Raw genomic sequence first — 21,905 nt, 5'->3', positions numbered from 1 at the left:
CGTGGGTCAAAAGGTAAATCCCAAAGGCTTCCGAGTCGGAGTTATCCGCGATTGGGAAGGCCGTTGGTATGCAGATAAGAACTACTCGGATCTCCTTCATGAGGATTTAAAGATCCGTAAGTTTATTAAAGGAAAGCTTCATCAAGCGGGTGTACCGAAGGTGGAAATTGAACGTGCTGCTAGCCGCGTTAAGGTATCGATTTCCGCTGCAAAACCGGGTATTGTCATCGGACGTGGTGGCGCTGAAGTTGAAAACCTTCGCAAGCAGCTTGAAAACCTGACCGGCAAGCAAGTCGCGGTAAACATCGTCGAAGTAAAGAAACCTGAGCTTGATGCCCAACTCGTTGCAGAGAATGTGGCTCAACAGCTTGAAAAACGTATTTCCTTCCGTCGTGCAATGAAACAAACGGTTGGCCGTACAATGCGTCAAGGTGCTCAAGGAATTAAGATTTCTTGCAGCGGACGTTTAGGCGGCGCTGAAATTGCACGGACAGAATGGTATAACGAAGGAAAAGTACCCCTTCATACATTGCGTGCAGATATCGACTATGGTTTTGCAGAAGCAAATACAACCTATGGTAAAATCGGCGTAAAAGTATGGATTTATAAAGGAGAGGTTCTTCCCGCCAAGAAGGTCGCTCAGGTGGAAGGAGGAAAATAAATGCTAGTCCCAAGCAGAGTGAAACATCGTAAACAGCACCGTGGACGGATGCATGGTGTTGCAACCCGTGGTAATAAAATTACCTTTGGTGAATATGGCTTGGTTGCTCTTGAAGCATCATGGATTACAAATCGCCAAATTGAAGCTGCCCGTATTGCCATGACTCGTTATATTAAACGGGGTGGTCAAGTTTGGATTAAAATTTTCCCGGATAAGCCGATTACTGCGAAACCCGCTGAAACCCGTATGGGTAGTGGTAAAGGAGCTCCGGAATACTGGGTTGCAGTCGTTAAACCCGGTCGAGTTATGTTTGAAATCGCTGGTATAGAAGAAGAGGTCGCACGTGAGGCATTGCGCTTAGCTATGCATAAGCTTCCAATCAGATGTAAAGTCGTGCGTCGTGATGAATTAGAGGGAGGTGACGCAAATGAAAACTAAAGAATTCCGTGATATGACTGAGGCCGAGATTCTAAAGCAAATCGATGATCTCAAAACGGAACTGTTTAATTTGCGTTTCCAACTAGCGACTGGACAGCTTGAGAATCCGATGCGGATTCGTGAAGTTCGGAAAGGGATTGCTAAAGGCAAGACCATTCTCCGCGAGCGCGAACTGAACATTAACCGTGCTTAGGGAAAGGAGGCTTTTTGACATGGAAAGAGCCCAACGTAAAGTTAAGGTTGGTAAAGTCATCAGCGATAAAATGGATAAAACGGTTGTTGTTGCCGTTCAAATTACCGAAAGCCACCCGCTTTATCATAGAATTGTTCGTCGGACAGAAAAGTACAAAGCTCATGATGAGAACAACGAAGCTCATATCGGCGATACTGTTGTTATCATGGAGACTCGTCCGCTAAGTAAAGATAAACGTTGGCGTGTCATTGAGATTACCGAGAAAGCGGTTGTTCTCTAAGACAAGCATATTGAATTCGGAAGGGGGTCAACAGGATGATCCAGGTTCAAACAAGGCTCAAAGTAGGAGATAACACTGGAGCTAAAGAGCTGATGTGCATCCGGGTGCTTGGTGGTTCTTTTCGCCGTTATGCATCCATCGGAGATGTCATTGTCGCTTCGGTTAAACAAGCAACACCAGGCGGCGTTGTTAAAAAAGGTGATGTCGTTAAAGCCGTTGTCGTTCGCACAACGAAAGAAGTAAAACGTCCAGATGGTACGTACATCCGTTTTAGCGAAAACGCTGCTGTTATCATTAAGGATGATAAGAGTCCGCGCGGAACTCGTATTTTTGGACCGGTGGCCCGCGAGTTGCGTGATAAAGATTTTATGAAAATCATTTCTCTGGCACCGGAAGTAATCTAATGACCCCATACCAATGGAGGTGAAACGAAGTGGCTGCTGTAAAGCAAAAGATACACGTTAAAAAAGGCGACTTGGTTATGGTGATCACAGGTAAGGACGCCGGGAAAAAAGGCAAAGTCCTCGAAGTATTGCCGAAAAAGGGACGTGTCGTTGTTGAAAAAGTCAATATTGTAAAACGTCATACCAAGCCGACCCAAAGTATGCCGCAAGGTGGCATTTTAGAAAAAGAAGCACCTATTGCTAGCTCGAACGTTATGTTATTTTGTCCGGAATGCAATAATGTGACTCGGGTCAGCGTTAAAGAAACTGAGGCTGGAAAAGTTCGCGTTTGTAAAAAATGCGGAGTAAACCTGCCGGATAAGCAGTAATCCAGAAGGGAGGGACCTTAGTGGCTCGTCTGAAAGATAAATACGTTCAAGAAATTGCTCCTGCTCTTCAGCAGAAGTTCAACTATAAAAACGTCATGCAAACACCTAAGCTTGAAAAAGTGGTCATCAATATGGGTGTCGGCGAAGCAATTCAAAATTCCAAGGCGATTGACTCAGCGGTTAGTGACTTGACTAAGATTGCAGGACAAAAGCCGATTGTCACTCGGGCTAAAAAATCCATCGCGGCTTTTAAACTTCGGGCCGGAATGCCTATCGGTACTAAAGTTACCTTACGCGGAGACCGCATGTATGAGTTTGTTGACCGTCTGATGAATGTGGCTTTACCTCGTGTTCGCGATTTCCGCGGCGTATCGGGTAAATCCTTTGATGGACGCGGCAACTATACTCTCGGAATTAAAGAGCAGCTCATCTTCCCGGAAATCGAGTATGATCAAATCGATAAGCTCCGTGGTATGGACATTGTGTTTGTAACTACGGCAAAGACCGATGAGGAAGCTCGCGAATTGCTTGGTATGCTTGGTATGCCATATCAACGCGAGAAGTAAGAAGGAGGGTCCAAGGGCGTGGCTAAAAAATCGATGGTTGTTCGTAATTTAGGCGAACAGAAATATGCCGTTCGCTTCCATAATCGTTGCAAACTCTGTGGCCGTCCCCATGCATATATCCGTAAGTTCGGAATATGCCGGATTTGCTTCCGGGAACTTGCTTATAAAGGTGAGCTTCCTGGGGTCAAAAAGGCCAGCTGGTAAGAGCAGTAAGAAAGGGGGAAGACTCTAGTGGCATTGTCAGATCCGATTGCAGATTTCTTGACCCGCATTCGTAATGCAGGCATGGTTTATCATGATAAGGTTGAAGTACCTGCTTCAAACGTCAAGAAAGCGCTCGCTGAAATCCTGAAAGAAGAGGGTTTCATTAAAGATTTCGAATACATTGCAGATAACAAGCAAGGACTTCTTCGCTGTTATCTGAAATATGGCCCAAACCGTGAACGCGTAATCACAGGCCTGAAACGCATTAGTCGTCCAGGACTCCGCGTTTATGCGAAGAAAGATGAGGTTCCGAAGGTCTTAGGTGGCCTGGGCGTGGCGATTATCTCCACCTCCCAAGGTATCATGACCGATAAGCGGGCTCGTCAAAATGGGCTTGGCGGAGAAGTGCTCTGCTACATTTGGTAACGATACACTACGGAGGTGCAGAGAATGTCCAGAATTGGCAAGAAGCCCGTTACGATTCCAAGTGGCGTCGACGTCAAAATAGAGGGCAATGTTGTTACCGTTAAAGGACCTAAGGGAACTTTGACGAAAGAAATGCATCCGCAAATCAACATTGCTGTTGAAAATCAAGAAGTTGTTGTAACCCGGCCGGATGATGAACCCCTGAGCCGGTCATTGCATGGATTAACTCGCTCCCTAATCGCAAACATGGTTGAAGGAGTTACCAATGGATTCAGCAAAGGCCTTGAAATGGTCGGTGTTGGATACCGTGCAACAAAACAAGGAAATAAACTCGCATTGTCCGTGGGTAAATCCCATCCAGTCGAGCTTGTTCCTTATGAAGGTATAGAAATTGAAGTTCCTGCCCCGAACAAAATCCTGATTAAAGGGATGGATAAGGAACTCGTTGGCGCATTTGCAGCTGTCGTCCGTTCACAACGCGAACCTGAGCCGTATAAAGGTAAAGGGATCAAGTATGAAGGGGAAATTATCCGCCGTAAGGTTGGTAAGACTGGTGCTAAAAAAGGCGCTAAGAAGTAAGACTTAGGCAAGGGCAAAATCTCTTGCCCATATGAAAGGAGTGAGTTCCCTTGATTACACACGTAGACCGTAAAGAAATCCGCGCTAAAAAGCATAAACGAGTCCGGAAAAACATGTTTGGTACTGCAGAACGTCCGCGTTTAGCTGTATTTCGGAGCCTCAATCATATTTACGCTCAAGTGATCAATGATGAGCTCGGTGTCACTTTAGCTGCTGCATCTTCTCTTGATCCTGAGCTTAAAACGGCTGGCGCAACTGGCGGTAATATCGAAGGAGCTTCCAAAGTCGGTGCGCTTGTCGCAAAACGAGCTTTGGATAAAGGAATTTCCGATGTGGTTTTTGACCGCGGAGGAAACTTATATCATGGACGGATTGCAGCTGTGGCTGAAGCAGCACGCGAAGCTGGCCTGAACTTCTAAGACAGGGTAAAGGAGGGAAAATCATTGGCGAAAATCGATGCGAGTAAATTAGAGTTGACTGAAAATGTCGTTCACATTGCCCGCGTGGCAAAGGTTGTCAAAGGGGGACGCCGGTTTAGCTTTAGTGCTTTGGTCGTTGTTGGAGACGGTCATGGAATTATTGGAGCTGGGCTCGGAAAAGCAGGCGAAGTTCCGGAAGCGATTCGTAAAGGAATTGAAGATGCGAAGAAAAACCTGATTCAAGTTCCTCTCACAGGAACGACAATCCCGCATGCTATTCTTGGAAACTTTGGCGCTGGATCCGTTCTTCTCAAACCGGCTGCAAAAGGTACTGGAGTTATCGCTGGCGGTGCAGTGCGTTCTGTACTTGAAGCTGCCGGTGTGCACGATATTCTTACAAAATCATTAGGATCTGCAAACCCACATAATATGGTCAATGCCACGATGGTTGCCTTAAAATCTCTAAAACGGGTAGATGAGGTTGCCAAACTCCGCGGTAAAACCGTAGAAGAAATTCTGGGTTAGGAGGGTTGGCCGTGAAAGTTAAAGTTACACTTGTAAAAAGTCCAATCGGATATTCCGAAGCACAACGCAAGGTGCTGAAAAGCTTAGGTTTAGGGAAAATGGGCTCGAGCAAAGTCCATGAGAACAACCCGAGTATTCAAGGTATGGTTCGTAAATGCGCACATTTAGTTGCGGTTGAAACGATTTCAGAATAAAAGGGGGTGTTGACAAGCATGAAATTGCATGAACTGAAGCCTGCCAAAGGTTCGACTCATGTTTCCAAACGTTTGGGACGTGGAATCGGATCCGGAACCGGGAAGACTGCCGGTAAAGGACACAAAGGTCAAAAAGCCCGCTCGGGCGGTGGCGTTCGTCCAGGATTTGAAGGCGGTCAAATCCCCTTGGCCCGTCGGATGCCAAAACGCGGTTTCACGAACATTTTCAAGAAAGAGTATGTTGTTCTCAACGTACGCGACTTGGAGCGTTTTGAAAACGACGCTGTCGTCAATTATGAAACCCTCTTTGAAATAGGGCTCATTAAGACGATCAAAGATGGTGTCAAGATTTTAGGAACAGGAGAATTGACCAAGGCTCTTACCGTCAAGGTTGACAAAGTCAGCCAAACTGCGGCTGATAAGATCGTTGCTGCTGGCGGAAAAGTTGAGGTGGAATAAGATGATTGTCGATACTCTGAAGAATGCCTGGAAGGTTGCAGAGATCAGGAAAAAAATCGGATACACCTTACTCATGTTTCTTATCTTTCGGATCGGGGCCCATATCCCGATTCCGTTCATCGATCATAACACGTTGAAAAATATGATCGGATCGGGAAGTATTTTTGATTTCCTGGATACATTTTCCGGGGGATCCTTTAAGCGGTTTACGGTGTTTGCCTTAAGTATTACGCCGTACATTACGGCCTCGATTATTCTTCAGCTCCTTACGATCGTTATTCCGGCTTTAGAGCGCTTAGCGAAGGAAGGACAGTATGGACGAAAAAAGATTACCCAGTATACACGTTATGGAACAGTTGTTCTTGGCTTTGTTCAAGCTTTTGGTTTGACGTTTGGTCTTCGGGCAGCATTGATTATTCCAAGTCCCAGTCTTAAATGGCCGATTTACCTTCTTATTACGATCATCCTTACAGCTGGAACAGCTTTTCTGATGTGGATTGGGGAGCGTATTACGGAAAACGGGATTGGCAACGGGATATCCCTTATCATCTTTGCTGGGATTGTTGCTCGGGTTCCTGATGGTTTCAAGTATATCTGGGGACTTCTGAATGTCGGCGAAATCAATGCATTTTCGGTCATTGGCTTAATTCTGATCGGTGCTGCAATTATTGCTGGAGTCGTCTTTATTCAAGAAGGACAACGCCGTGTTCCGGTGCAATATGCTAAGCGCGTCGTTGGACGTCGTGTTTATGGAGGGCAATCATCCCATATCCCGCTTAAAGTCAACCAGGCCGGGGTTATTCCGATCATCTTCGCGATTTCTCTTCTTGCTTTTCCAGGTACGATTGCAACTTGGATGCCAGCTACATCTACCTATGCACAGTTTGTTAATCGCTGGCTGACAATGAACGGTACCATTTATTCAATACCTTATCTCATTGTCTATGCAATGTTGATCATTTTCTTTACCTATTTCTACACCGCAGTAACTTTCAATCCAGTTGAGGTTGCGGATAACATCAAAAAATACGGTGGATTTATTCCTGGATTACGTCCAGGCCGTGCTACTTCAGACTATCTCGGTAAGATTCTGAGCCGTCTGACGTTAGCCGGAGGATTATTCTTAGCGTTGATTGCTGTTCTTCCAAGCTTAATCATTGGTTTGACGGGGATTAAGAACATTTACCTAGGGGGTACATCACTCCTGATTGTTGTCAGCGTTGCTTTGGAGACCATGAAACAATTGGAATCCTTACTGATGCAGCGGCATTATCAAGGGTTTATGAAGTAAGGGGGGCATAAAGATGAGAGCAATACTCATGGGTCCACCCGGTGCGGGTAAAGGAACGCAGGCTGCGGTTCTGATCGAAAAATACCACATTCCTCATATCTCGACGGGTGACATGTTTCGTGCTGCGATTAAAGACGGAACATCCTTAGGATTGAAGGCAAAAGAATTCATGGATGCAGGGTCCTTGGTCCCTGATGAAGTAACGATTGGAATCGTTGCTGAAAGACTAGCCAAAGCAGATTGCACTAATGGTTTTTTGCTTGATGGTTTTCCGCGGACGATCGCTCAGGCTGATGCTTTGGATAAAATTCTTGTTGATCTTCATATGAAGTTAGATGGAGTCATAAATATTGAAGTGGACGAAGTTAAGCTTCTCGAACGTCTGACAGGACGTCGAATTTGCCGTCAATGCGGTGCAACCTACCATATGGTATTTAATCCTCCTAGCAACTCCGGTTCATGTGATAAATGCGGGGGAGAGCTGTACCAACGGAGTGATGACACACTTGAAACGGCAAAAAATCGCCTCGATGTTTATAACAGTCAAACCCAACCCTTGATCGATTATTATCAAGGAAAGGGTGTACTCAAAGAGATTAACGGTGACCAGGAAATCAGCAAAGTGCTGGAAGATATTCTGGCTGCTTTGGAGTAGAGCATAATGATAGAACTTAAGAATAAGGCTCAATTGGAACACATGCGAAAAGCCGGTAAAATTACTGCAGATACACTTCAAGTATTGCGGGAAGCAATACGACCTGGGATTACCACCCAGGAGTTGGACCAAATAGCAGATGATTATATCCGTAAATGCGGTGCTGTTCCTACATTCAAAGGTTACAATGGTTTTCCATACTCGATCTGCGCTTCAGTCAATGAACAGGTTGTACACGGGTTCCCGGGTTTAAGGGTGTTGCAATCTGGAGATATTATCAGTATTGATTGCGGTGCAACTTTTGAAGGCTATGTTGGCGATTCCGCCATTACTTTCGCAGTAGGCGAAATTTCTGATGAACTACAAAGGTTATTGCGAGTTACGGAAGAGTCTTTGATGCTTGGTATAAATCAAGCGTTCAAAGGGAACCGCCTCTATGACATTTCCCACGCGATTCAAACTCATGTTGAGACTAATGGTTTTTCTGTGGTCCGCGACTACGTGGGCCATGGGATTGGCAGAGTCATGCATGAAGAACCGCAGATCCCCAATTACGGGAAACCCGGACGGGGGCCTCGACTCGATATCGGGATGTGTTTGGCTATTGAACCGATGGTCAACCTGGGAACGTATGAAGTGAAGTCACTCCGTGACCACTGGACTGTTGTGACGAAGGATGGCAAAGCATCTGCCCATTTCGAACACACTATAGCCATTACGGAAAATGGCCCTGAGATTATGACTCGGAGTTAAGAGACCCGATTGAGTGCCGGAGGAGGGTTATCATGTCGAAAGAGGACGTTATTGAAGTCGAAGGAAAAGTTCTGGAGCCGCTGCCCAATGCAATGTTTCTCGTTGAATTAGCAAACGGGCACAAAGTATTGGCCCATGTCTCCGGAAAGATCCGAATGAACTTCATCAAAATTTTACCGGGCGATAGAGTTACTGTGGAGCTGTCTCCCTATGACTTATCGCGCGGAAGAATCGTATATCGGTTTAAGTAAAAGTCCAAAGGGAGGGGATTACGGTGAAAGTAAGGCCTTCTGTTAAAACAATCTGTGAAAAATGTAAAATTATCAAACGCCATGGCAAAGTCATGGTCATCTGTGAAAACCCGAAACACAAACAAAGGCAAGGCTAATTCAACTGTCCTTCCCTCGCGCGGCTGATTGGAATCAATCCAATGCAGAGAAGGGCGCTTGGAGAGCGCTTTAGCAAAAGTTTGCTGTATGTTTGGTTATAAACAATAGATGGTTTTAAAAAACAGCAATTTGGGGGTGTAAAGTTTAGATGGCACGTATCGCTGGAGTTGACTTGCCGCGTGAGAAACGTGTAGAAATCGGACTGACCTATATCTATGGAATCGGTCTTCCGACTTCTCATAAGATTCTCGCAAAGACCGGCGTAAATCCGGACACTCGTGTTCGTGACTTATCCGAAGAGGAAGTAAACCGCCTCCGGGAAGTCATTGATAAAGAATTCAAGGTTGAAGGTGACCTGCGTCGGGATGTGTCCCTCAATATTAAACGTCTGATGGAAATCGGCTGCTATCGTGGATTACGTCATCGTCGTGGACTTCCTGTCAGAGGACAACGCACGAAAACGAATGCACGGACTCGCAAAGGCCCGATCAAGACGGTTGGCGCAAAACGCAAAAAATAATTAAGGGGGGATCACCGAGATGGCCCGTAAAGTTGTTCGCACAAAACGCCGCGAACGGAAGAATATTGATAGTGGCGTAGCCCATATCAGATCTACATTTAATAATACGATGGTTACGATTACGGATACCCAAGGGAACGCAGTGTCCTGGTCCAGCGCAGGTGCGCTTGGCTTCAAAGGATCCCGTAAAAGCACGCCGTTTGCTGCTCAAATGGCAGCTGAAACTGCTGCGAAGACTGCAATGGAACATGGCATGAAAGAAGTAGAATGCTATGTTAAAGGACCTGGTGCTGGTCGTGAGGCTGCTATTCGCGCTCTCCAAGCTGCCGGTCTCGAAGTCAATCTAATTAAAGACGTGACGCCGATTCCGCATAACGGTTGTCGGCCTCCGAAACGTAGAAGAGTATAAGGAGGTGTCAATATGGCAAGATATACAGGTCCCGTTTGTCGCTTATGCCGTCGGGAAGGAATGAAACTTTTCCTGAAAGGTGATCGTTGCTATACCGGTAAATGCGCTATTGACCGCCGTGCTTATGCTCCGGGTCAACACGGTCAAAGCCGTGGTAAAAAGCCTACCGAGTATGGTATTCAGCTTCGTGAGAAGCAAAAAGTTCGTCGCATTTATGGCGTTGCTGAAAAGCAATTCCGCAGCTATTTTGATGAAGCCGCTCGTCAAAAAGGGATGACAGGTGAAAACCTTCTCCGTCTCTTAGAGCGTCGTCTTGATAACGTTGTTTTCCAATTCGGATTCGCAACTTCTCGCCCGGAAGCTCGTCAACTTGTTCGCCATGGACATTTCACGGTCAATGGCCGTCGAGTCGACATTCCTTCCTTCCTTGTTCGTACGAATGATGTTATTGCCGTAAAAGAAGGCAGCAAGAACTCTCCTCGTATTAAGGAAATTATTACGAATCTTGATCGCACTCCTCCGAAATGGCTGAGCTTGGATGCTAATGCTGCTGTCGGAACAGTCGTTGCACTGCCTGCTCGAGAAGATATTCAACTGCCTATCCAAGAACACCTCATCGTTGAGAAATATTCCCGTTAATTTCTAGCTTAGGATAGATTGATATCAAGTTCCCGAGAAAGAAGGTGCATTCCGATGTTAGAAATCGAGAAGCCCAGGATTGAATGCGTTGAGCATTCTGACGACAACACTTATGCTAAATTTGTAGTCGAGCCTCTGGAGAGGGGATACGGAATTACCCTAGGAAATTCCTTACGCCGTATTCTCCTATCCTCTCTTCCGGGGACTGCAGTGACCTCGGTGAAAATTGAAGGTGTCCTTCATGAATTTGCCACGGTACCTGGAGTTCTGGAAGATGTAACCGACATCATTCTTAACCTCAAGAACTTAGCTTTAAAAGGCTATACGGACGAGCTGAAAATTCTGCGTCTGGATGCTGAGGGAGAAGGAGTCGTTCGCGCCGGAGATATTATTACCGACGCGGATATCGAAATTCTAAACCCTGACTTGAAGATTGCCACCTTGGATAAGGATGCCCGTCTCTACATGGAGATGACGGCTGAAAGAGGCCGTGGTTACGTTTCGGCTGACAAAAACAAGAAACCGGATCAAGCGATCGGTATTATCCCGATTGATTCTATTTTCGCACCGATCTATAAAGTGAATTATACGGTTGAAGACACTCGGGTGGGTATGGTTACAGACTATGACAAACTCACTTTAGAAGTATGGTCTAACGGAAGTATTTCACCGGAAGAGGCAACAAGTCTTGCCGCCAAGATCTTAAGCGAACATCTTCTCCTTTTCATCGGTCTCACGGATAAGCTCAGCAATGTTGAGATTATGGTGGAGAAAGAAGAAGAAGGTAAAGATAAGATTCTCGAGATGACGATTGAAGAGCTTGATCTTTCGGTTCGCTCGTATAATTGTCTGAAACGGGCTGGAATCAATACGGTGGAAGAACTTACGCTGAAGACGGAAGAGGACATGATTAAGGTCCGTAACTTGGGCCGTAAGTCCTTGGAAGAAGTGGAATTCAAGTTAAAAGAGCTCGGCTTAGGGTTCCGCAAAGTCGAGGAGTAATTCGGTCAAAAGGAGGGGAACATCATTGGCTTACCGTAAGTTGGGAAGAAATATGGGCCATCGTGGTGCTATGCTGCGTAACCTCGCCACTTCCCTGTTCAAATACGAGCGTATTGAAACAACTGAAGCTCGTGCGAAAGAACTCAACGCTATAGCTGAGAAAATGATCACGCTGGGCAAACAAGGAGATCTTACTGCTCGCCGTAATGCTATGGCTTATCTGATGGAAGAAGATGTCGTGACAAAATTATTTGAAACGATCGCACCAAAATATAAAGATCGCCAAGGCGGTTATACTCGGATTATGAAAACAGGCTTCCGCCGCGGAGACGCAGCAGAGCTTGTACTTATTGAACTCGTGTAAATCACTTGCGGAAAAACCAGGTTGCAATTGAGCAGCCTGGTTTTTTTTTTTATTGTAAGCTATTGCTAAATAGAGCTACTATTTGTAAACTAAATAAAAGATGAAAGTATACAAATAATTAAATCAGCAAGGGGTTCTTTTGTGTTGTATCATCTACAGGTAAGGAATTTATCCTATAAAAATATTCTGACTCAAGTCAAATTTGAATGGAGTCAGGGAGAGAGATTAGCATTAATGGGTGCCAACGGCTCAGGAAAATCGACCTTGGCCAAGCTGCTTGCTGGGCAGATTAAGGCAGATGCAGGAGAGATATTGCTGCGTCATAACGGGGAGATTTATCCACGGGAAAAATCTCTTTCATGGAAAAATATCGGCTATGTCGGTCAGCATCCGCGGAGACATACAATAGGGGCAACAGTTGCCGAAGAACTTGGATTTGGTTTGCTAAATCTAGGTTTAAGTGCAGAAGAGGTAAAGGATAAAGTTAGAAGCTTAGCTTCACAGATTGGAATGTTAGAGCACCTGCAGCAGTCTCCATCAACTCTCTCAGGAGGGGAACGTCAGCGTTTAGTTATTGCCGCAATACTCGCTCTGCATCCCGCATTTATTATCCTTGATGAATCAGTATCCATGCTTGATCCAAAGGCTGAGAAACGTATTTTTGATTTAATCGACTCCGCAAATATCACGAATTCAGATTCAAATGTCAAGGGACTGGGTCAACTATGGATAACTCATGACCCAGAGGTTGCTTTACGCGCAGACCGACTTCTCGTGTTACAAGAGGGGAACTTAGTCGCAGAAGGTAATCCCAGCGATATTCTAAAAGACGAAAAACAATGCTTGGAGTATAGAATACGAAGCCAATCCAAGGCTTTAACACATGGATATGCAATAAATCATTCAAGTATAACCTGTCAGATGCCGCCCGTTTTGAAATGGGATAAGGCAGAATTTAAGAATAAGGTCTATGCTGATCAGACGGTAGATAAGAATCAATTTATCGGGATAGTAGGACCTTCCGGAGTGGGCAAGACAACGCTGTTAGAGAGCGCTTTGAATCTCATTAAACCGATTAAGGGTGAGTTTAAAGCCTTTGATTACGCGTCAAATCCTATTCCGATGCAAGAACTTCGCAATCGTATTCGATTGCTCCAGCAAGAAGCAGGAGAATATATTTTGGGACGTACTGTTTATGATGAAGTATTTTATACTAAAAGCAAGATTTTGCGCCAAGCAGATCGTGCAAAAGATGAAGCATATTTAAATAGTATGGCTATACCAGAAAAACAATGGCGTCGTGATCCGGAGCGATTGAGTGGCGGTGAGCGGCAAAGAATTGCCCTTGCAGCAGCTTTATCTACCTATCCTGATATCGTACTCTTCGACGAACCTATGATCGGATTAGATTGTCAGGGAAGAGAGCAATTCAGAGCATTTCTTATGCAATATAAGGATAATCATACCATTCTTTATGTAACTCATGATTTAAGTGAAATCGCAGATTTGGTCACGCGTATCTGGCTGATTGAGGACGGGAAGGTTGCTTTAGACTGCAAGATTGAGGACTTTACTAAGGAAAGAGATCGTTTTGAACGGGCAGGCGTTAAACTATAATAATTTAAGGATGAGGAGAGCATAAGGTGAATCTTGAAGTATATTATCCAGGAAAAAGTCAACTGCATAGGCTTGATGCTCGTTTAAAGGTAGCAGGGCTGATTTGGCTGTCTCTTTGGATAACCTGGAGCCCTTGGCAAAGTCTCATGACAAATACAATCGGACTTTGCCTTCTTGTTTTCTTGAGCCATTTGCCAATTCGGCTTTTCCGTTCGAGTCTTTATGCTTTTATCGGGCTCAGCCTTTTTTATATACTGACTTCAGCTTGGACTTGGAACTCAAATGGAGCTTACTGGCAGGGGTTTTGGTCTTGGTCGGGCATTGGAGCGACAGGATTATTGTTGTGGCGAATTGGTCTTATTTTTTTGCTGACACGACTATTTGTTGGGATCACTCCTCCTTTGGAACAAGGTATTGGAATTGCATACTTTTTCAATCCCGTCATCAAGGTATTTCCAAGGATCGCTGACTTTGTATTGATTTTGACCTTAACTCTTCGTTTTGTACCTGTTCTCCTTGAAGAAGCAGAGCTTCTAGGAAAAGCAAGGATGCTTAAAGGAGAATGGCCAAGGTCACGATTTCAGAGAGTATGGGAAATCAGCCGATTGATCCCCCCCCTTTTACTAACGAGTTTGAGGAGGGCCGATGAAGTTGCAGAAAACCTTCTCGCCCGCGGCTATACGGCAGGAACTTATCGGAGTATAAGCTTTGCTGAATGGACACAGGCAGATCAGAGAGGCGTATATATTCTTTTGTTTTGGCCTTTACTACTGTTTTTGAACTATTTATAAGGGCAAACATTGCACAGGCTGATGTATAGGGCAGAAAGCTGCTGTTTTGGTCCAATGATTCCGCAACAAACGGGTGATCAACCACTGGACGGGTTTAAAAAGCCGATCCCTCCTAATCGGCTGCTTTTACATGTATTCTATCGAAGGTCAAAGAAGAAATTGATCTTATGAACCTGAAAGAACCGCTTAAGAGGGTGAATGGTTAAAATATTCAAGTTATTGGGTTCACGCGCTCTTAACATTGAAAACTTGACGGCATACATGGAACCCTATATTATTTTTCTGAGGGTATGTGTGGGATAGTTGTTTATGAGATCCCTTATTTATTAAGTTATCTGGATGTGGTTGAATGCGTAATATACGATTGTTGATGAGCTATGATGGAACAGGCTATCATGGATTTCAAAGGCAGCCTGAATTTCATGGGCCTACAGTTCAAGGAATGATCGAAACAATTTGGAAAGAACTCGTGGGAGAAGAGATGACTGTGAATACAGCAGGCCGTACAGATACAGGAGTTCATGCTGCAGGGCAAGTTATCAATTTTCATACAGAAGCAAGAATTCCAGAGGATAAAATTCCAAAAGCATTTAATAGCTTGCTGCCCAGAGATATTCGGATATTAGAAGCACAGACTGTACCGCAAGATTTTCATGCACGCTTTTCCACCAGATGGAAACGTTATGACTACTTTATTGATAATCGGCCTATTGCAGATGTTTTTAACCGATTATATACACTTCATGAGCCAATTCCTTTACAGGTAAATTTGATGAAACGTGCTGCCCGATTGCTCGAAGGAAAGCATAATTTTAAAGCCTTCTCCGCGGCAGGAGGAGTAAGCAAAACCTTTGTTAGAATGCTCTATGTCTGCTGCATTCAGGAGAAGGAAGGACTCCTAAGGATTACATGCATCGGGGATGGTTTTCTTTATAACATGGTACGAATCATTGCCGGAACCTTAATCAGTGTAGGGAAGGGAAAAATACAAGCTGAATCGATTCCCGATATTCTTCTAAGTGAGGACCGAAAACGGGCAGGGGTTACGGCGCGAGCGTCAGGGCTGACCTTGAGTCATGTTCATTATGGAGACGAAAGTCCATTTGTTGTATATCCGGAGTTTTGCCCAATTGAAAAAAACAGTAATCATTAGAACATCGGAATAAAAAGTTGTAGAATTAAGTTAGCCTATAGGCCTAATATGAATCAATTATAGATAAGAGTAAATTGAGATAGGAGTTATTGATGAAAAGAAGTATTTCTAAGGTTCTCTTTATTTTAATTTTGAGCCTGCTTGTAGTAATAAGCGGATGTGGAACGAGCAAGACCAATTCTTCAAAACAAACGACTTCAACAACAGCTTCTTCGCAAACGCAGAATCAGGATCAGTCGGCTAATGCACCAGCAAATCAAGCAACTTCGGGACAATCAGTGAATAATACATATGGAAATGAAATGGGAGCTATGAGTATAAATGTTACCTGGGTGGATGCCAAAACAGATATGCTCAGTCCAACCGACAGCAAAACGGACGGAATTATGGATGGCCATTTTCATTTGACGCTGCAATTACCTCAGCCGATTTTAATCGAGTCCATCTTCATTCGGTATAGTGAGTTTGGAAAAGAACTTCGCTGGGATTGGATCTATAACAATCATCTGACACCCGCAGGGTATAATCTTGGAGTATATGAAAAAGGAACTCAAGTTTTACCTGCTCCTGATACGGGGTTAAAGAAATCGGGTTCAGTTGATTGGGATCTTTTTGCTGCCGGATTAAACAATGCCAAGGATAAGGATACCTTTACCTTTGATCCAGGAAGTCATTTTGAAGTTGAATTTAACTATACTACGCAAGCAGGAGAAAGAAAAAAGTGGAATGCCGAGGTAATTTCTCAGTAGGCTGTTATAAAAAATATAGCTTGTATCCTCTTTAAAGTTACGGGCCAGAATAATTAAGCTTCAGATTTTAGCTATGAATTTTAATTTTTGAATTTAAAATAGATATAGTAGTTTTAGAGCGGTTCCTATTTAAGTTTGGCAAATTCAGCTTCCGCTTTTTGCAGACAATCTTTAGCTAAGGTATAGTTATGAGCGCCTTTTGAAGCATCTGCATCAACATACCAGAAGTAGGTTTTTCCGTTATTGTAAGCTTTAACTTTTGGATCGTTCTTATCCATCGTTTCAACTTTCTTGCCCCATTCGTCGAAGATTGGCCTGAGTTCTTCTAACTTTTTACCGATTTCTTCTTGATGAGCCTTTAGCTTATCTACTGTAGGTTTAGGATCAGCATGGCAGCTTACGCATTTTTCTTGCTTGAAAACAGTCGCAAATTGGTCATAGTCTAAGGTTGTGCCGGTTCGAGCTATGCCTGATGGAACATAAGTGGCTTTTACACCGGGGACCATAAAATCATGTTTTTGACTATTGGTGATATGGCAATCAACGCACGAGAAGGTATCCTTCATATTTGAATATTTGAACGTAGGCATCGGGGTTCCGCCTTCAATAGGAACACCTTTCATCATTTCAAGCTGTGGATGATGGACTTCCCCGCCTAGTTTTAAGACTGGCTTGTCGGCAGTATGACAAACTCCGCAAGAGTCCCAGCCTTTATTTCGAAGGCTGATCATATCTTTGCCTTCAAACTTATGACAGACAATACACGTTATGCCCTCTGTCTGGTTTTCATATTTTCCGCCCTTAAAAAAGTCCGCTATCTTAGCATTTTTATCATTCAAAATTGCGACTTGGGAATGGCATTTAATACAGGTGTCTTCATAATCATAGTTAGCATCCTTTTCTTTTCCTGCGACTTGAATTGCAAAAAATTTATAGTGCTGAGTGTTTTTAACTTGATCAACCAGACTGACAACCTTCACAGGTTCAGTTTTTACTGAGGCAGGGGTTGATGTTGATGAAGCTGTTGGAGAATTGTTGCTCGTGTTTCCTCCACAACCCGCAATAGCCAGGACAAGAACCAAAGCTAAACCGATCAGAATGAGGAACCGTTTTTTACCGAGCAATTAAAAAACCTCCTTTTTTAAAATAATTAAGTATTATGGGAAAAGGATTACTTTCACCTCCTTGCACTGAATATTATTGGCTACTTAAATTTATATGACAGGTCACAAGGTTTATGTGTTATTTAAGAATTAGTTTATGGTTGAATACAGAAAGTAAGGGAAAAACCTTGACATTCAAGGACCAATTTTATAAAATACCATTATGAGTCTTTATGCTGTCTGTTTATGCCTGAGCCCCATAAAGTCAGCATACGCCGATGTGATTGAGCCCCACGAAAGCGAAAGAGACAATAGAATACGGAAAGTTTTGGAGGGAATATCATGTCCACATTCTTTGCGAAAGCGAACGAGGTGGAGCGTAAATGGTATGTCATTGACGCTACAGGCCTTGCTTTGGGTCGTTTAGCTACTGAAGCTGCACGCATCCTTAGAGGTAAACATAAACCGACCTTTACCCCAAATGTTGATACCGGGGATCATGTCATCATTATCAATGCTGACCAAGTTGTTTTAACCGGTAATAAACTCGATCAAAAATTATATCGTCATCATTCCGGTTATCCCGGTGGTTTGAAGGAAGTTCCCTATCGTAAAATCATGCAAACATTTCCTGAACGGGCTGTCGAGCATGCTGTTAAAGGTATGCTTCCTCATAACAAGTTGGGCGCACAGATGTATACGAAGCTTAAAGTATACCGGGGTGCTGAACATCCCCATCAAGCTCAACAACCCGAAACATGGACAGTTCAATAAACGGGAAGGAGGAAGAATAACTCATGGCTGCACAATTACAATATCAAGGTACTGGACGTCGGAAAAACGCAATTGCACGTGTTCGTTTAATTCCTGGTGAAGGCAAAATTACGATCAATAAAAGAGAGCTTTCCGAATACTTCGGTAAAAAGACTCTGGAAATGATTGTTCAACAACCGTTCAATGTAACGGATATGGTGGGTAAATACGATGTTATCGCCCTCGCTAATGGTGGCGGTACTACAGGACAAGCTGGAGCACTTCGCCTCGGTATTGCCCGAGCTCTTCTGAAAGCAGATATCAGTTTGCGTCCTGCTCTTAAACGGGCTGGATTCTTGACTCGTGATCCACGGATGAAAGAACGCCGTAAATACGGCTTGAAAAAAGCGCGTAAAGCGCCACAATTCTCTAAACGTTAATTATCAAGAAAACACGAAATCCTCAAACCTTTATGGTTTGGGGATTTTTATTTTTTAAGGAGACTTAATTTTGGAAATTTTAGTTTTCTAAACAGGACATCCGTCCTAGGAAGATAGGAATATGGTCCCTTGAATGAGCAGTATGAAATTGTTAGTATGAGTTATATTTGGAAATAGTACCGCAAAATTGAAACTGAGAGCAACCTTTTCCCATTTAATCTGCAATTAGTTGTGTTCGAAGGCACTGGGGCTGTAAGTGATGATGCTGTGAAACAAGCTTAACAGATACTGAATGGTCCCGGATATCTTATGACAGGTACCGGTAAATAATTTGCATACCTGTTGAAAGAAAAGGCCTTTCTTTGAGAAGAAAGACCTTTTCATTGTCGCTTAAATTTTTCTAAGGAGTCGATCCAATAAAAAAAGAAAGAAGAGAGGAAAAATGAAAAAACTTATTGGAATAATCACAGTGCTAATGTTAGTTCTTAATTCTCCTGTACTAACACTCGCTAAAGCAACTGTTGCCGGAACGTCGACATCCGTACAAGTCAAACGGTTATCAGGAAAAGACCGCTATGAGACCGCTGCTAAGATTGCAGATGAACTGGCTCTTGAAAATGGGATTGACTTTAGTAAGGGGCAAAAGCACAATACAGTGGTCCTCGCATCCGGTAATGACTTTCCGGATGCAATTGCAGGAGCACCATTAGGGCAACTCTATGGAGGACCTATTTTGTTAGTTGATCGGACTCCGGAGGCCAGTACAACGACTTTGGATTATATCCGTACCCATGTGAACCCGAGTGGCCGGGTTTTTATTCTCGGAGGCTCGGGTGTTATTCCTGATTCATTTATTCAGGTTCTTGAGAGCATGGGTTTCCATGCCGGTAATATTCAGCGAATTGGGGGGAAAGATCGAAACGAAACATCGCTGCTGATTGCCAAAAAGTTACTGAATTCAAGCCGATCAGTATTTTTAGTCAGTGATTCAAACTTTTATGATGCTCTTACCATTGCATCGTATGCGGTTTCGGTTAATATTCCGATTCTGCTTGTTTCTTCCTCGGGACTTACTCCAGAACAAAAAAGTTTTTGTGATTCGCAGATTGATGTTATAAGCGTAGGAGATATTCAAAAGACGATTACATTATCGTATCCGAAAGCCATTGGTTTTTCTGGATCCAATCGATACGATACCAACGCAAAGTGGGCTAACAATTATTTAGTGAATAAGCCGAAGGTTTTTTTGACTACAGGGGAAGATTATCCTGATGCCCTGGCAGGAGCTCTCTTGGCTGGGACATTAGATGAATGCCCGGTTATTTTTACAACACCGAACAGCTTACGGCCGGAAACGACCTGGGCACTTAATCAAATTTCTTATTACGATAAGAGAGATCAAATTGTAAATACAGATAATCAACAAGCAACGATTCCCGCAGTTATGTATCCAGAATTGGTTGTACTTGGTGGGACGGGAGCTGTCAGCGACGATGTATTAAAGCAAGCTCAACAGATTCTAAATGGTTCCGGCAATCCTAGCTCAGAAACAACTACAGTTAATTCGAGCGGCAATTTGGCCGGAAATATAGACAATGATGGTTTGGCTGCGACGCAAGGGGAGTGGCTTTACTACACCGATCTTTATTACAAAGGATCCATATATAAAGTCAGGCAAGATGGAACCGGAAAAGTAAAATTAACAGATGATGTTCCGCTTTATATTAATGTCAGCGGTGACTGGGTTTATTATAAAAATTTTAAAGATAATAAGTTATACAAAATAAAAACGGATGGTACAGGCCGGACAAAACTAAGTGATGATAATTCTGATGGAATTATGATAGCTGGGGACTGGATTTATTATATCAATGAATCGGACAACTTTTCGATTTATAAAATGAAAACCGATGGAACAAATAAGGTGAAGCTTAATGCAGATTATTCCTGGAATATCAATATCGTCAACAATACGATTTATTACACTAAAGTGTATGATGATTTTAAAATTTATCGGTTGAACACCGACGGAACCGGTGACAGCAAAGTAAGCGATCAGGCACAGGCATTTAATATGGTTGTTGCCGGCGATCATATCTATTATACAAATGTTACGGCTACAGACCGATTTGCGATTTTTACGATGAAAACAGACGGAACCGGAATAAGTAAAGTAACGAGCGATCATTCGCGCAGCTTTACTATTGATAATGACTGGATCTATTATGCCAATGAATCCGACGCTTCTTATCTCTATAAAATAAAGACGGACGGAACAAATAAAACAAAACTGAATAACAGTATCACTTCATATGTCAATGTAACTGGTGATTGGGTATATTATGTGAACAATCCGCCCAGTAATTCTCAACTCTATAAGACAAAGATAGACGGGAGCGAAGACAAACCTGTTGAATAATCATTTGAAGAATAAACGGATATAAGGGAAAAAGAGTCTTTCTCTTTTATATGGGAGAAAGACTCTTTTTATTAAAAAGGTGTCGCGAATTTACTTTTTCACAGGGACTTGGATTTCGCTGATATACTCATATTCATAATCAGAATACGCTTTGTCGGTAATGATTAGCACTAACCCGTCCCCGGCAACTTGATACCCATTTTTCTTGATCTCGTTCGTCAACTCGCTGAAATAAGTTTTTATATCCTTATACGTTCCGGCAAAAGCCATCGTAGCATACAGACCTCCAGGCTGCGGAATCGTCAAAATTGCGTCCGGAATATTATGTTCAAAGACCATGGCTATACCCTTAAAATTTGTATAATCACCATTTTCAATATTGTTTTTATCAATGACCGAAGCAAAGGGATTTAAGTAAAGCTCATCAATGCTTTTGATTTCCATGCCGAGCTTTTTAATGCCAAGTTCATGCTCTGTAAAAATATCTCCGCTCCCAAAATTAAAAAACAAAATCTGTCTTTCAGGGATTCGCTGAAATCTGCATTTCCCCATGATGTTTTTATTTAAATAATTATTTACGGTGTTAAGCATGGACTGGATATTTTTTTGTTTCTTTGTTAATTTGACAATCTCATCGTTGATATAATCTACTCTTTTTTCCATTAAGTCCAACATGGAATTTAAATCTCTGTTTTGAAAATACGTTTTTATTTCCTTCAGCATCATGCCCATACCTTTTAAATATAGAATCGATTCAAGATGAGCAAACTGCTCGATACCGTAATATCTGTAGCTGGAATTTTCATCCATATATGAGGGCTTAAACAAATCAATTTTGTCATAATACCTTAACGTCTGTGCGGAAATTCCGTGGATTCTTGCCATTTCACCGATCAGTATTTTAGGATTCATGTTCAGCACTCCTCCATATTTCTATCTGCATTTTTTTTCGTTAAACTTTTTCCGCCTTAGCATTAAGCATATTACGGTCTACGCTAGATGAGCATCTAAAGTTAAATGAGATCATCAATTCCTTTGTAAGACCCCTTTTTCTTACTCGTCTTAAGATGTATAATCTTTCCGAAAAGGATAGAACAAAAGATTGTATGTGTGTCCTTTTAATATAAAACTAAATTTAAATA

At 43.1% G+C, this 21,905-nt stretch carries 33 protein-coding genes; 31 read left to right on the top strand and 2 right to left on the bottom strand.

Annotated elements, in window-relative coordinates:
- Position 1 precedes the first annotated feature (1 nt).
- From rpsC to ACHOLT_RS01720, 28 genes are all read left to right on the top strand, one after another.
- Positions 2-661 (top strand): 30S ribosomal protein S3, encoded by a 660-nt coding sequence (gene rpsC, locus ACHOLT_RS01855; protein ID WP_425805408.1) that lies wholly within the window; start codon positions 2-4, stop codon positions 659-661.
- Positions 662-1,099: a 50S ribosomal protein L16 gene (rplP, locus tag ACHOLT_RS01850; protein ID WP_425805406.1), complete on the top strand. Its 438-nt coding sequence runs from the start codon at positions 662-664 to the stop codon at positions 1,097-1,099.
- Complete coding sequence (gene rpmC / locus ACHOLT_RS01845) at positions 1,089-1,292, top strand: 50S ribosomal protein L29 (RefSeq protein ID WP_425805404.1); 204 nt, start codon at positions 1,089-1,091, stop codon at positions 1,290-1,292. The genes rplP and rpmC overlap by 11 nt, the downstream gene beginning before the upstream one ends.
- A 19-nt stretch (positions 1,293-1,311) precedes the next feature.
- On the top strand, positions 1,312-1,572 hold the full coding sequence (gene rpsQ, locus ACHOLT_RS01840; protein WP_425805402.1) for a 30S ribosomal protein S17: 261 nt from the start codon (positions 1,312-1,314) through the stop codon (positions 1,570-1,572).
- Positions 1,573-1,607: 35 nt separating this feature from the next.
- Entirely contained in the window at positions 1,608-1,976 is a 369-nt protein-coding gene (gene rplN / locus ACHOLT_RS01835; RefSeq protein ID WP_425805400.1) for a 50S ribosomal protein L14, read from the top strand.
- Between the two features lie 29 nt (positions 1,977-2,005).
- Positions 2,006-2,344: a 50S ribosomal protein L24 gene (gene rplX / locus ACHOLT_RS01830; protein WP_425805398.1), complete on the top strand. Its 339-nt coding sequence runs from the start codon at positions 2,006-2,008 to the stop codon at positions 2,342-2,344.
- 20 nt (positions 2,345-2,364) lie between these two features.
- Positions 2,365-2,910, top strand: coding sequence for a 50S ribosomal protein L5 (gene rplE, locus ACHOLT_RS01825; protein ID WP_425805396.1), 546 nt, complete (start codon positions 2,365-2,367; stop codon positions 2,908-2,910).
- A gap of 18 nt (positions 2,911-2,928) precedes the next feature.
- Entirely contained in the window at positions 2,929-3,114 is a 186-nt protein-coding gene (locus tag ACHOLT_RS01820; protein ID WP_425805394.1) for a type Z 30S ribosomal protein S14, read from the top strand.
- A gap of 27 nt (positions 3,115-3,141) precedes the next feature.
- Positions 3,142-3,540 carry a 30S ribosomal protein S8 gene (gene rpsH, locus ACHOLT_RS01815; RefSeq protein ID WP_425805392.1) on the top strand — a complete coding sequence of 133 codons (399 nt, stop codon included), beginning with the start codon at positions 3,142-3,144 and terminating at the stop codon, positions 3,538-3,540.
- A 24-nt stretch (positions 3,541-3,564) separates the two neighbouring features.
- Positions 3,565-4,119: a 50S ribosomal protein L6 gene (rplF, locus tag ACHOLT_RS01810; RefSeq protein ID WP_425805390.1), complete on the top strand. Its 555-nt coding sequence runs from the start codon at positions 3,565-3,567 to the stop codon at positions 4,117-4,119.
- Positions 4,120-4,169: 50 nt separating this feature from the next.
- On the top strand, positions 4,170-4,538 hold the full coding sequence (gene rplR / locus ACHOLT_RS01805) for a 50S ribosomal protein L18 (RefSeq protein ID WP_425805388.1): 369 nt from the start codon (positions 4,170-4,172) through the stop codon (positions 4,536-4,538).
- Between the two features lie 24 nt (positions 4,539-4,562).
- Positions 4,563-5,063 carry a 30S ribosomal protein S5 gene (gene rpsE, locus ACHOLT_RS01800; RefSeq protein WP_425805386.1) on the top strand — a complete coding sequence of 167 codons (501 nt, stop codon included), beginning with the start codon at positions 4,563-4,565 and terminating at the stop codon, positions 5,061-5,063.
- Between the two features lie 11 nt (positions 5,064-5,074).
- On the top strand, positions 5,075-5,257 hold the full coding sequence (rpmD, locus tag ACHOLT_RS01795) for a 50S ribosomal protein L30 (protein ID WP_425805385.1): 183 nt from the start codon (positions 5,075-5,077) through the stop codon (positions 5,255-5,257).
- An 18-nt stretch (positions 5,258-5,275) separates the two neighbouring features.
- Positions 5,276-5,716: a 50S ribosomal protein L15 gene (gene rplO, locus ACHOLT_RS01790; protein ID WP_425805383.1), complete on the top strand. Its 441-nt coding sequence runs from the start codon at positions 5,276-5,278 to the stop codon at positions 5,714-5,716.
- Between the two features lies 1 nt (position 5,717).
- The gene (gene secY / locus ACHOLT_RS01785; protein ID WP_425805381.1) at positions 5,718-7,007 is read left to right on the top strand and encodes a preprotein translocase subunit SecY; all 1,290 of its coding nucleotides are present in this window, start codon (positions 5,718-5,720) and stop codon (positions 7,005-7,007) included.
- Between the two features lie 13 nt (positions 7,008-7,020).
- On the top strand, positions 7,021-7,662 hold the full coding sequence (locus ACHOLT_RS01780; RefSeq protein ID WP_425805380.1) for an adenylate kinase: 642 nt from the start codon (positions 7,021-7,023) through the stop codon (positions 7,660-7,662).
- Between the two features lie 6 nt (positions 7,663-7,668).
- Positions 7,669-8,415, top strand: coding sequence for a type I methionyl aminopeptidase (gene map, locus ACHOLT_RS01775; protein WP_425805378.1), 747 nt, complete (start codon positions 7,669-7,671; stop codon positions 8,413-8,415).
- 32 nt (positions 8,416-8,447) lie between these two features.
- Positions 8,448-8,666: a translation initiation factor IF-1 gene (gene infA / locus ACHOLT_RS01770; RefSeq protein WP_425805377.1), complete on the top strand. Its 219-nt coding sequence runs from the start codon at positions 8,448-8,450 to the stop codon at positions 8,664-8,666.
- Positions 8,667-8,689: 23 nt separating this feature from the next.
- Positions 8,690-8,803, top strand: a complete 114-nt coding sequence (gene rpmJ, locus ACHOLT_RS01765) for a 50S ribosomal protein L36 (protein WP_425805376.1) — start codon at positions 8,690-8,692, stop codon at positions 8,801-8,803.
- Positions 8,804-8,952: 149 nt separating this feature from the next.
- Positions 8,953-9,324 carry a 30S ribosomal protein S13 gene (rpsM, locus tag ACHOLT_RS01760; RefSeq protein WP_425805374.1) on the top strand — a complete coding sequence of 124 codons (372 nt, stop codon included), beginning with the start codon at positions 8,953-8,955 and terminating at the stop codon, positions 9,322-9,324.
- 19 nt (positions 9,325-9,343) lie between these two features.
- Positions 9,344-9,733, top strand: a complete 390-nt coding sequence (gene rpsK / locus ACHOLT_RS01755) for a 30S ribosomal protein S11 (protein WP_425805373.1) — start codon at positions 9,344-9,346, stop codon at positions 9,731-9,733.
- Between the two features lie 12 nt (positions 9,734-9,745).
- Positions 9,746-10,372 carry a 30S ribosomal protein S4 gene (rpsD, locus tag ACHOLT_RS01750; protein ID WP_425805371.1) on the top strand — a complete coding sequence of 209 codons (627 nt, stop codon included), beginning with the start codon at positions 9,746-9,748 and terminating at the stop codon, positions 10,370-10,372.
- Positions 10,373-10,426: 54 nt separating this feature from the next.
- Entirely contained in the window at positions 10,427-11,374 is a 948-nt protein-coding gene (locus ACHOLT_RS01745) for a DNA-directed RNA polymerase subunit alpha (RefSeq protein ID WP_425805369.1), read from the top strand.
- A 25-nt stretch (positions 11,375-11,399) separates the two neighbouring features.
- Positions 11,400-11,738, top strand: a complete 339-nt coding sequence (gene rplQ, locus ACHOLT_RS01740; protein ID WP_425805368.1) for a 50S ribosomal protein L17 — start codon at positions 11,400-11,402, stop codon at positions 11,736-11,738.
- A 141-nt stretch (positions 11,739-11,879) separates the two neighbouring features.
- Positions 11,880-13,355 carry an ABC transporter ATP-binding protein gene (locus ACHOLT_RS01735; protein ID WP_425805367.1) on the top strand — a complete coding sequence of 492 codons (1,476 nt, stop codon included), beginning with the start codon at positions 11,880-11,882 and terminating at the stop codon, positions 13,353-13,355.
- A 26-nt stretch (positions 13,356-13,381) separates the two neighbouring features.
- Complete coding sequence (locus ACHOLT_RS01730) at positions 13,382-14,146, top strand: energy-coupling factor transporter transmembrane component T family protein (protein WP_425805365.1); 765 nt, start codon at positions 13,382-13,384, stop codon at positions 14,144-14,146.
- Positions 14,147-14,495: 349 nt separating this feature from the next.
- Complete coding sequence (gene truA, locus ACHOLT_RS01725) at positions 14,496-15,299, top strand: tRNA pseudouridine(38-40) synthase TruA (protein WP_425805363.1); 804 nt, start codon at positions 14,496-14,498, stop codon at positions 15,297-15,299.
- A gap of 92 nt (positions 15,300-15,391) precedes the next feature.
- The gene (locus ACHOLT_RS01720; protein WP_425805362.1) at positions 15,392-16,048 is read left to right on the top strand and encodes a hypothetical protein; all 657 of its coding nucleotides are present in this window, start codon (positions 15,392-15,394) and stop codon (positions 16,046-16,048) included.
- A 125-nt stretch (positions 16,049-16,173) separates the two neighbouring features.
- Here the strand turns inward: ACHOLT_RS01720 and ACHOLT_RS01715 are convergent, their stop codons facing one another.
- Entirely contained in the window at positions 16,174-17,172 is a 999-nt protein-coding gene (locus ACHOLT_RS01715; RefSeq protein ID WP_425805361.1) for a hypothetical protein, read from the bottom strand.
- 321 nt (positions 17,173-17,493) lie between these two features.
- Here ACHOLT_RS01715 and rplM point away from each other — a divergent pair, with 321 nt between their 5' ends.
- The 3 genes from rplM to ACHOLT_RS01700 all read left to right on the top strand — a co-directional run bounded on the left by rplM (position 17,494) and on the right by ACHOLT_RS01700 (position 20,763).
- On the top strand, positions 17,494-17,925 hold the full coding sequence (gene rplM / locus ACHOLT_RS01710) for a 50S ribosomal protein L13 (RefSeq protein ID WP_425805360.1): 432 nt from the start codon (positions 17,494-17,496) through the stop codon (positions 17,923-17,925).
- Positions 17,926-17,948: 23 nt separating this feature from the next.
- The gene (gene rpsI, locus ACHOLT_RS01705) at positions 17,949-18,344 is read left to right on the top strand and encodes a 30S ribosomal protein S9 (protein ID WP_425805358.1); all 396 of its coding nucleotides are present in this window, start codon (positions 17,949-17,951) and stop codon (positions 18,342-18,344) included.
- Between the two features lie 442 nt (positions 18,345-18,786).
- Positions 18,787-20,763 (top strand): DUF5050 domain-containing protein, encoded by a 1,977-nt coding sequence (locus ACHOLT_RS01700; protein WP_425805356.1) that lies wholly within the window; start codon positions 18,787-18,789, stop codon positions 20,761-20,763.
- Positions 20,764-20,853: 90 nt separating this feature from the next.
- Here the strand turns inward: ACHOLT_RS01700 and ACHOLT_RS01695 are convergent, their stop codons facing one another.
- On the bottom strand, positions 20,854-21,675 hold the full coding sequence (locus ACHOLT_RS01695) for a MerR family transcriptional regulator (RefSeq protein ID WP_425805354.1): 822 nt from the start codon (positions 21,673-21,675) through the stop codon (positions 20,854-20,856).
- Positions 21,676-21,905: the final 230 nt, after the last annotated feature.

It is taken from the genome of Desulfitobacterium nosdiversum (genome assembly GCF_049860565.1).
Classification (GTDB): Bacteria; Bacillota; Desulfitobacteriia; order Desulfitobacteriales; family Desulfitobacteriaceae; genus Desulfitobacterium_A; species Desulfitobacterium_A nosdiversum.
The sequence above is the reverse complement of the archived record's forward strand: the minus strand, read 5'-3'. Positions and strand labels throughout refer to the sequence as shown.